The following is an 8,421-nucleotide window of genomic DNA, read 5'->3' as shown; positions in this document are numbered from 1 at the left end:
CAATCTGCCCCTTTGACAGAGGCTTGGCTTGTTTTCCGAGAGACACGATCTGCTCCTGACGAATTATCAGGATGCCGAACCATACTCAGTCGCAGGTGATCGTACAGGGCAGATGCAGGCCAAGCATGAGAACAACTGGTATCCTCCAGCCCGCCCTTCAGATACACTTTCATTGATTGGGTGCAGGAGGCGAGATGAGAATACCACAGATTTTGATGCTATTTGGAATTAGCGTCGCTGTCGCACTTATTGGGCGACCAGCATCAGCAGCACCATTTTCACCCGTGGCGATACTTTTACCGGAGGCAACAACCAGTCAGGTAGAGAAAACTCAATATTATTATAGGCGCCGCTATTACTATCGACCAAGGTACTACGTGCGCCGATACTACGTCCCTCGTAGGTACTATCGCCCACGCTACTATCGCGCTCCTCGATACTACGTGCCCCGACGCTATTATTACTGACCAATAGCCCCGCTTCGGCGGGGTTTTGTTTGCTCGTATGTGGTCGATGGGCTTTGGATGACGAAGCGTGTCTGGATGGACGTGCCAGAGTTGGTTAGAATAACTTGACTGAAGATCCTTGGTCCCAGCGGTTGTTTCCGTCAGAAAGACTCCTTAGCCCTCTATGCTTGTAGTAGATGCACCATATCTTATAATTACTGGATGCCAACGATGAGTTCGCCGATGCCAGACGCATCTGAAGGCGACCGGCCTGCTCCGCAGCCTCAATTGTTGGACTCGCCTCAAAATCGCGGGGCACTGTTTCAGAATTTGCCCAGTCCATTGTCAGGACGGGTGGGATTGATATTAGTGGCGGCTGCTCTACTTGGGGCCGCAGTATGGTCCAGCGGCATTTTTCCTCAGAATCCACCAGAGAATTTGGTCGGAGCGCAACAAGCGTCCCTATCTCATCATAACAGCACGGGTATCGTGCCGGTTGCAAAGGACGATTGGGAGCAAGCGATCGGTCGTTTGATGGCAAGCGACGCTGACAAGGCCAAAGTTCGATCTGGACTTCACAACGGCACACTCCGCTTGGGCACCATCACCGTTTCAGACTTCGATGCGGAGGACGGCGATTGGGTTGCAATAACCGGAGCGGGCGTGAGGCAGGATATTCGGCTGTTCAAGAAGCCTCTGACTGTGACGATTCCGTATCTGCCCGGAGGGACCGTGTCGGTGCTTGGATTGGTAGATGGAGGCGGTGGGAATATTACAGTTTCCATACATGTCGGCGCGGCAGGACTGCCCCTCCGAGCTATTAAGCCCGGCGAAGCTGTTCAGATACCAACACCCTGATGGCTGTATCGAGGAATTTGCTTGCTTTACGTCGGATGGATCATGTGGGAAGCTTAGCCTAGATAGCAAATAATTTTGGATTTGAGCGTGAAGCTCCCCCAACATATACTTTTTTCCCTTGAGAGCCACCTACTAAGAACCCTTCTCCGCAGTCTTCGATCGGAGGACAGGGTATGACAGGCCTAAATTGGGTTGGTCGTTTGGGCATCGTCATAGCCTTGATCGTTATCGAAAAAGCGTCCCCTGCTCTGGCTTGGTTCTTGGTGGTAGCCGCAGGATTGGCGGCAACATGCTATCTGCTCTTCAAAGGCAACTTCCTTCCGAGGTTTATCATGGATCCGCTCGAGCGCCTAACACGCAAACGTGAGCTAGTTGATACATTCGAATCCAAAACCAAGAAGCTTGCAATCATCGACGATAAAACTCTGGCAAGTGAGCTCAAATCGAAGGTGATCGGCCAAAATGGCGTCGTAGATAGTCTCGCAACACGTTTAAGGCAGCGACTGGCCGCGCGCCGCCCGAGCAAGCCAATCGCTGTGATGTGCTTCGCCGGTGCTCCCGGCATCGGTAAGACATATCTTGCCAAAGTGTTGGTTGAGCAACTTTATGGCAGCGCCAAACACCTTCATATGATCGAGATGGCGCAGTTCGATCAGGCTCATGCCGCAGCAACACTGTTCGGCTCCCCCAAAGGATATGTCGGATCGAACGAGCCGGGACAGATTTCAAAAGCGCTGCGTGACATTCCAAATTCCATCATTTTGCTGGATGAGTTTGAGAAAGCCCACCGTGATATTCACAAGAGATTCCTGTCTGCTTGGAACGACGGCTTTGTTACAGAACTTAGCGACGGATCCAAATATCCCACAAACGAGGCAATTTTCATTCTGACAGTCAATGCTGGCGCGCGACGCATTGCCGAATACGCTCGCGATCCAAGCGTGACACAAGATGAACTTAACAAATTTGCTAAGGGAGCCTTGCAAGACGCTCAGTTCGCCCCTGAAGTTTTGTCGCGCATCGACGATGTTTTTGCATTTCGTGAACTGGCAGGCCTCGATATTGCTCGTGTCGTCGCCCTTGAGATGGAGCGCAAGACGAAAGAGTATCAGCTTGAGATCGCCGGTGGAGGCATTGATCCAGATATTCTTTATTCAGCAATCGATGCGTTCACTCAGCGCAAGCCCGAAGGAGGCGTTCGGGAAATCGCAAGACATATCGAAGATCTGATAGCGGATGGATTGATCGAAGCAAAAGCAGGCGGTGCGAACTTGGTTGAGTTCGTAGCTGACGGTGAGCGCGTATTGGTCGTCCCGGTGGATGAAAGTCTGCCAGCGGAAAAACCAACACCTGCCAAGACGGAACCTACAGGCTGAGGCAAAAGGCGCTGCGAATTAACTGAAAGGGCGGGATATGACAAACGATAATGGAAGCGCCCCAAATTCAGGTATGTTGTCATCCGGAAGACATCGCAGGTCATTCTTTGCGCATCTGGTTGATCTTTATCAAAAGGAAGTCGCGTTTCGCGGGATGACAGATTTCGCTGTTATCGGCGTGGTAGTCCTTGTTTTCGTAAGCCCCCCTAACAAGGTTGTTTGGCCTTGGTCGAACGGAACTACTGGCCAAAACTCCGCTTCCGTATTGCAACCTTCCCCAAGCAGCGCAGTCAATCAATCGACTACGCCTCAAACAACAACGGCAGCGGGACCGGTTATTCCAATTCCGTTCCAAGACGTATTCAAGCAGCCAAAGCTGTCTCTCGGATTTCTGTTTGACATCGACGACACTGCGTTCAATCAATCACTGCCTGCGGATCGCGAAAAATTAATAGCTGCACGCTTCTCAATTGCACGGCAGAACTCAGGCGAAGCCATCGAAATACTGCGGAGCGCTACGCCATCCGATCCCAATGTGATGCTATTACGGGGTGCTGCATTTATCTTGAATGATAACGCAGACGGCAACCGAACCGCCGAGCTTCTTTGGAGACAAGCTGTCGCGGGAGGGAACAGGCAGGCTTACGCATTGCTTGGCCGATTGCTGATTTCGGGTCGAGAAGGCGCAACGAATAATGCGACCGAAGGATTGCGTTTGATCGAGGCTGGTGCCGCTGCAGGCGACCCTCAAGCGATGCGTTTTGCTGGGATGGGCTATCTGAGTGGAGAGTTTGGCCGCTTTGACGCATTCAAGGGTAGCGAATTTTTCAAACGTGCTGCTGATGCCGGAGACGGAATGGCCGCGGGATTCTATGCTAGGCTGATGGCGGACGGAATTGGTGTTCCCGCTCCTGATGTAAAGCAAGCCGAAGCCTATCTGCGCCGTGCGGCGAATAGTGGTGTTACGCTGGCGCAATATGCGCTTGGGGCGTGGCTGCAATATCAGGCCGCAAAGGGTCTCGTGCCGGATCCGAAAGAAGGCGTTGAATGGCTCACCAAGGCATATGAAAAAGGCAACTACATCGCCTCCCTGCCAAATCTATCATACATATACTTTAACGGGACCGCGCCGCCCTGGAACAATCCGGCTCTCGGCGCGCAATGGATTCGGAAATGCTCCGGATTCAAGATGGCCGACTGTCATACTAACACTGCGTACGCCTACGAAGTGGGTCTTTTCGGCTCCGTGAACTTACTGATGGCTTATGTGCACCGTGAAATTGCGAGACAGATCAATCCCAATGTAGGTGATTACGCTCAAAAGCTGTTCGCGCGGTTGAGCACGGATGAAAAAGAGCAAGCCCCGAAGATACTGAATGCGACATTAGCAGCCTTAAAAGCTCAGCCCCCCGTCATCGGCCTTCAATACAAGGGTATGCCACCAATAACTCCGCCAGTCGCAGATATTGTCGGAGCGCCCGCCATCAAACAACAGCCAAGTCCCCAAGCAAACGTCTCCTCCGGAGCGGATGCAAGGGCAAATAAGGCCTCACAACTTACCGACCAAGGAAAGTACAAGGAGGCAATCCCGGAGGCGACGGAAGCGCTCGTAGAATTCCCGTCGAATGCAGTGGCTCTGTTCGCGCGAGCAAGATCTTATCTTGAGTTAGGCGAATATGATCTCGCGTTAGCCGACTACAACGTACTTATTCGTCAGGACGCCAGAAATGCCAAGTATCTTAATGATCGGGGACTCGCTTATTTTCGAAAGGGCGCCAATTTCTTTGATAACGCGCTGGCAGACTACACCTTGGCACTGAGTTCGACTACGTCAGATGCTTTTAAATCGGTTTTTCATTCCAATCGCGGTCTGATCTACAGATCTCGCGCGCAATATGATCAAGCTTTAGCTGAATTTAACGAAGCTGAGAGATTGGACCCAAAGAATGGCGGAATCTATATAGATCGCGGTCGAGTGAAGCTGCTGCAGAAAAAATACGACGACGCTATAGTTGATTTTAATCGAGCAATCGAGATGAAGCCGCAATCCGGCGACGGCTACTTTTACCGGGGATTGACAAATGCGAACTCGATCTATGATCGGCAAGGCGACTGCTCTAACTCTTCAGGAAGTTCGCGAGCGACTATTGGCGGATCGTGCAGTTTACCGCTGGACTTTGATGGCGCCTTAAAGGATCTCAAGGCCGCGATATCGAGAGACTCCAATAATTCCGAATATCACTTTCAACTCGGACGCTTGCTCGCCGCAGCCAAGAATAATGATGGCGCTCTGCTTGCTTATTCCAATTCGATCAAATTCAGAGCGACATCCAATGGCTTCCTCAACCGCGGAAATGTCTACGCAGATATGAGGCAATACAGTCAGGCTATGTCTGACTATGACGAAGCCATAAGACTTGATTCTCGAAACAAATATGCATGGGGTGGCCGCGCCAGCTTGTTTGACAGGTTTGGCGATAAACAGCGAGCCATATCAGATTTCAGATATGCGCTGAGCATTGATCCCAGCTATACTTATGCAAAGGAGGGGTTGAGGCGGTTGGGTGTTCGGCCATGAACGATGCGATGAACAATCCGCTGCAAACAAACAAGCTCGATGGCTCTCGTAAGCGTAGACAACTGAGATTAGCTATGCGAGCGCTGACTCTCTCGCTCGTTCTACTGCTATGTTTGTACATCTGGCTCGGGAGGTGATTGGACCCGAAGATGAAATCTTCGTGTTTCCACAACAGATGGTGGGTTATTATTTCTTGGATATGTATCAAAAATTACAACTGATTATAGAAAAGCATGGAAATGGGATTTTTATTATAGGTGGCAATCTGCCGTCAATTTTAGCTATGCAAAGAGTTGTGTCAGCTCAATCGCTTATGTGAACTGATGATAGAATGGACCAAGTATCATCAGTGCTGGATTGCACGGTCTCGTTTAGACTGAAAGCCACCGAATGATCAGTCTTTGTCGACGCTACCTAAACCCGTGGGCGACTTGTCGGCCTGGTAGGCTGGAGAGGCAAGGAATCAAATGAAGAAGGGGGATCGACAAGACAAAGGTTATGAGACCGGAGCGACGCATCACAAGCTGCATAGCCCGCCTTGAGCAGGATATTGATTTCGGTTGGCGAGAACGCGTTCAAGCGTGTTCGTATGTACGCCTACGAGGAAGGCCGCCTTGCGAAGCAGGCCTTGGGTGTAGCTGATTGACCTTATGGACATGCATAAGGACAATCATCAGGTCATCGGCCTGGAAGTAGTCAACACCGGCCGGCGACGTCGGTGGACGAACGAAGCGAAGCTCCGGATTGTGGAGGAGAGCCATTCCTGCCCACGGCAGGCCTCGGCGACGGCGCGACGACACGGGATTTCCAACCAACTGTTGTTTTCCTGGCGCAAGGCGTTTCGCGAGGGGCGGCTTGGAGCGTCCGACGCCGTCGGGTTTGTGCCCGTGCTTGTGGAGCGGGAGACGACATCTCCTGGTGAGTGTGCTGCACGAAATTCTGGACGGATTGAGATCGTGAGTGGGAACGGACGGCGGATCATCGTTGATCGCGGTGTTGACGTGGCGGCGCTGCTGCGGATCGTGCGAGGGCTGGAGACTCTGCGATGATTCCAATCCCGACTGGTGCCCGGGTTTGGCTTGCGACGGGCTACACGGACATGCGTCGCGGCTTCCCGTCGCTGGCTTTGCAGGTGCAGGAGATCCTGAAGCGGGATCCTCTCGGCGGTCATTTGTTCTGCTTTCGCGGGCGCAGAGGCGATCTTTTGAAGGCGATTTGGCATGATGGCCAGGGAGCATGCCTGTTCACAAAAAGACTCGAGAGAGGAAGATTTATCTGGCCTTCGGTTGCTGGTGAAGCAGTGACGATCTCTCCGGCGCAGCTTTCCTACCTGTTGTCCGGCATCGACTGGCGCAATCCTCAAGAAACGTGGCGTCCAACGCGAGTGGGATAGCATTTTGCGATTGAAGCTGCCGGAAAATCTGATTCACTGGCTTCGTGACGTTGAAACCGGACGATCTTCCTTCGGACCTTGTGAGTGCCCTGGCGGCGCTGCGGACCGAGCGTGAGGCGCGGCTGCAAGCCGAGGCGGTAGCTGCCAGCGTGCAGGCGCAGTTGTCGGACAACGAGGCGTTGATCGCGCATCTTGAGCTGCGGATCGAGAAGCTCAAACGCGAACTGTATGGGCAGCGCTCCGAGCGCACGGCACGGCTGATCGAGCAGTTGGAGTTGGAGCTCGAAGAACTCGTCACCACGGCGAGCGAGGATGAGCTTGCCGCGCAGGCCGCAGCGGCGAAGACGCAGAAGGTCCGCCCCTTCATGCGCAAGCGGCCGGTGCGCAAGCCATGGCCGGATGACATCGAACGCGATCGCGTCGTCATTGAGGCTCCAACGACTTGCGCCTGCTGCGGCGGATCGCGGCTGGCGAAGATCGGCGAGGATGTGACGAGGACGCTGGAGGAGATTCCGCGCCGCTTCAAGTTGATCGAGACGGTACGCGAGAAGTTCACCTGCCGCGATTGCGAGAAGATCAGCCAGCCGCCCGCGCCGTTCCATGCCACGCCGCGCGGCTTCATCGGCCCGCAATTGCTGGCGACGATCCTGTTCGACAAGTTCGGCATGCATATCCCGCTTAACCGCCAGAGTGCGCGCTTCAAGTGCGAGGGGATCGACTTGCCGTTGTCGACGCTGGCCGACCAGGTCGGCCACGGGACCTTCGCCGTCATGCCGCTCTTCCACCTGATCGAGCGCCATGTGCTCGCCGCCGAGCGCCTTCATGGCGACGACACCACCATCCGTATCCTGGCGAAGGGCAAGTGCACGACCGGGCGGATCTGGACTTATGTGCGGGATGACCGGCCCTTCGCCGGGCCTGCGCCGCCGGCGGCGGTCTATTACGCCTCGAGCGATCGGCGGGGTGAGCACCCGCAGAAGCATCTGGCCTCCTTCGCCGGCATCCTGCAAGCCGACTGCTACAACGGCTTCGAGCCGCTGTTCGACCCGCGGATGAAGGAGCTGCCAATCACGCCGGCGTTTTGCTTCGCCCATGCGCGGCGGGGCTTCTTCGAGCTGGCCGACATCGAGAAAAATGCCCGGGAAGGCATGAGGGGCAAACCCATCTCCCCGATCGCGCTGGAGGCGGTCAGGCGCCTGGATGCATTGTTCGAGATCGAGCGCGCCATCAACGGCTGCGGCGCCGACGAGCGGCGCGCCGCGCGCCAGGAAAGGAGCAAGCCGCTTCTCGAGGACATGCACGCCTGGTTGCTGCGTGAGCGCGAAACCCTCTCGCGCTCCTCCGAGGTCCTGAAGCCTATGAATTACATGCTCAGGCGCTGGGACGACTTCGCCCGCTTCCTCGACAATGGCAGGATCTGCTTGACCAACAATTGTGCTGAGCGCGCATTGAGAGGCATCGCCTTGGGAAGGCGCAACTGGACCTTCGCCGGCAGCCAGCGTGGCGCCGACCGTGCCGCCATCATGCTGACGATGATCACGACCTGTCGCCTCAACGACGTCGATCCCAAGGCCTGGTTCGCCGACGTCCTCGCCCGTATCGCCGATCTTCCCGCATCGCGTCTGCACGAACTGCTGCCCTGGGAGTGGAAGCTCCTGCGCCAAGCCGACAAGCCCGCCGATCAGCAGGCCGCCTGACCTTCACGCAACGCTATCATACAGTCCGCCGTGCCCGCGCGCATGCGTCAATCAGGCGGTCCTCGTCGTATGC

At 54.7% G+C, this 8,421-nt stretch carries 7 protein-coding genes; all 7 read left to right on the top strand.

From position 1 onward, the window contains the following. The first annotated feature begins 677 nt into the window (after positions 1–677). The 7 genes from BN32_RS02430 to tnpC all read left to right on the top strand — a co-directional run bounded on the left by BN32_RS02430 (position 678) and on the right by tnpC (position 8,348). Positions 678–1,304 carry a hypothetical protein gene (locus tag BN32_RS02430; protein WP_156946943.1) on the top strand — a complete coding sequence of 209 codons (627 nt, stop codon included), beginning with the start codon at positions 678–680 and terminating at the stop codon, positions 1,302–1,304. A 173-nt stretch (positions 1,305–1,477) separates the two neighbouring features. Further along, positions 1,478–2,680 (top strand): AAA family ATPase, encoded by a 1,203-nt coding sequence (locus BN32_RS02425; RefSeq protein ID WP_084494548.1) that lies wholly within the window; start codon positions 1,478–1,480, stop codon positions 2,678–2,680. A gap of 37 nt (positions 2,681–2,717) precedes the next feature. Next, a complete protein-coding gene (locus BN32_RS02420; RefSeq protein ID WP_084494547.1) occupies positions 2,718–5,258 on the top strand; it encodes a tetratricopeptide repeat protein in 2,541 nt (846 codons plus the stop codon). Between the two features lie 160 nt (positions 5,259–5,418). Continuing rightward, positions 5,419–5,577 (top strand): hypothetical protein, encoded by a 159-nt coding sequence (locus tag BN32_RS26675; RefSeq protein ID WP_156946942.1) that lies wholly within the window; start codon positions 5,419–5,421, stop codon positions 5,575–5,577. A 331-nt stretch (positions 5,578–5,908) separates the two neighbouring features. After that, a complete protein-coding gene (gene tnpA, locus BN32_RS02415) occupies positions 5,909–6,307 on the top strand; it encodes an IS66-like element accessory protein TnpA (RefSeq protein WP_019200281.1) in 399 nt (132 codons plus the stop codon). Beyond that, positions 6,304–6,651, top strand: coding sequence for an IS66 family insertion sequence element accessory protein TnpB (gene tnpB / locus BN32_RS02410; RefSeq protein WP_019200280.1), 348 nt, complete (start codon positions 6,304–6,306; stop codon positions 6,649–6,651). The genes tnpA and tnpB overlap by 4 nt, the downstream gene beginning before the upstream one ends. 44 nt (positions 6,652–6,695) lie before the next feature. After that, positions 6,696–8,348 (top strand): IS66 family transposase, encoded by a 1,653-nt coding sequence (gene tnpC, locus BN32_RS02405; RefSeq protein WP_019200279.1) that lies wholly within the window; start codon positions 6,696–6,698, stop codon positions 8,346–8,348. Positions 8,349–8,421 lie beyond the last annotated feature (73 nt).

This window comes from Afipia birgiae 34632 (assembly GCF_000308295.2).
Taxonomy (GTDB): Bacteria; Pseudomonadota; Alphaproteobacteria; order Rhizobiales; family Xanthobacteraceae; genus Afipia; species Afipia birgiae.
Note: the sequence above shows the minus strand (reverse complement) of the source record. Positions and strands in the feature narration are given on the sequence as shown.

Coding starts and splice junctions, on each gene's coding strand:
- tnpA (WP_019200281.1), top strand. CDS start 5,909: ATGGACATGCATAAGGACAATCATCAGGTCATCGGCCTGGAAGTAGTC.
- BN32_RS02420 (WP_084494547.1), top strand. CDS start 2,718: ATGACAAACGATAATGGAAGCGCCCCAAATTCAGGTATGTTGTCATCC.
- BN32_RS02425 (WP_084494548.1), top strand. CDS start 1,478: ATGACAGGCCTAAATTGGGTTGGTCGTTTGGGCATCGTCATAGCCTTG.
- BN32_RS02430 (WP_156946943.1), top strand. CDS start 678: ATGAGTTCGCCGATGCCAGACGCATCTGAAGGCGACCGGCCTGCTCCG.
- tnpB (WP_019200280.1), top strand. CDS start 6,304: ATGATTCCAATCCCGACTGGTGCCCGGGTTTGGCTTGCGACGGGCTAC.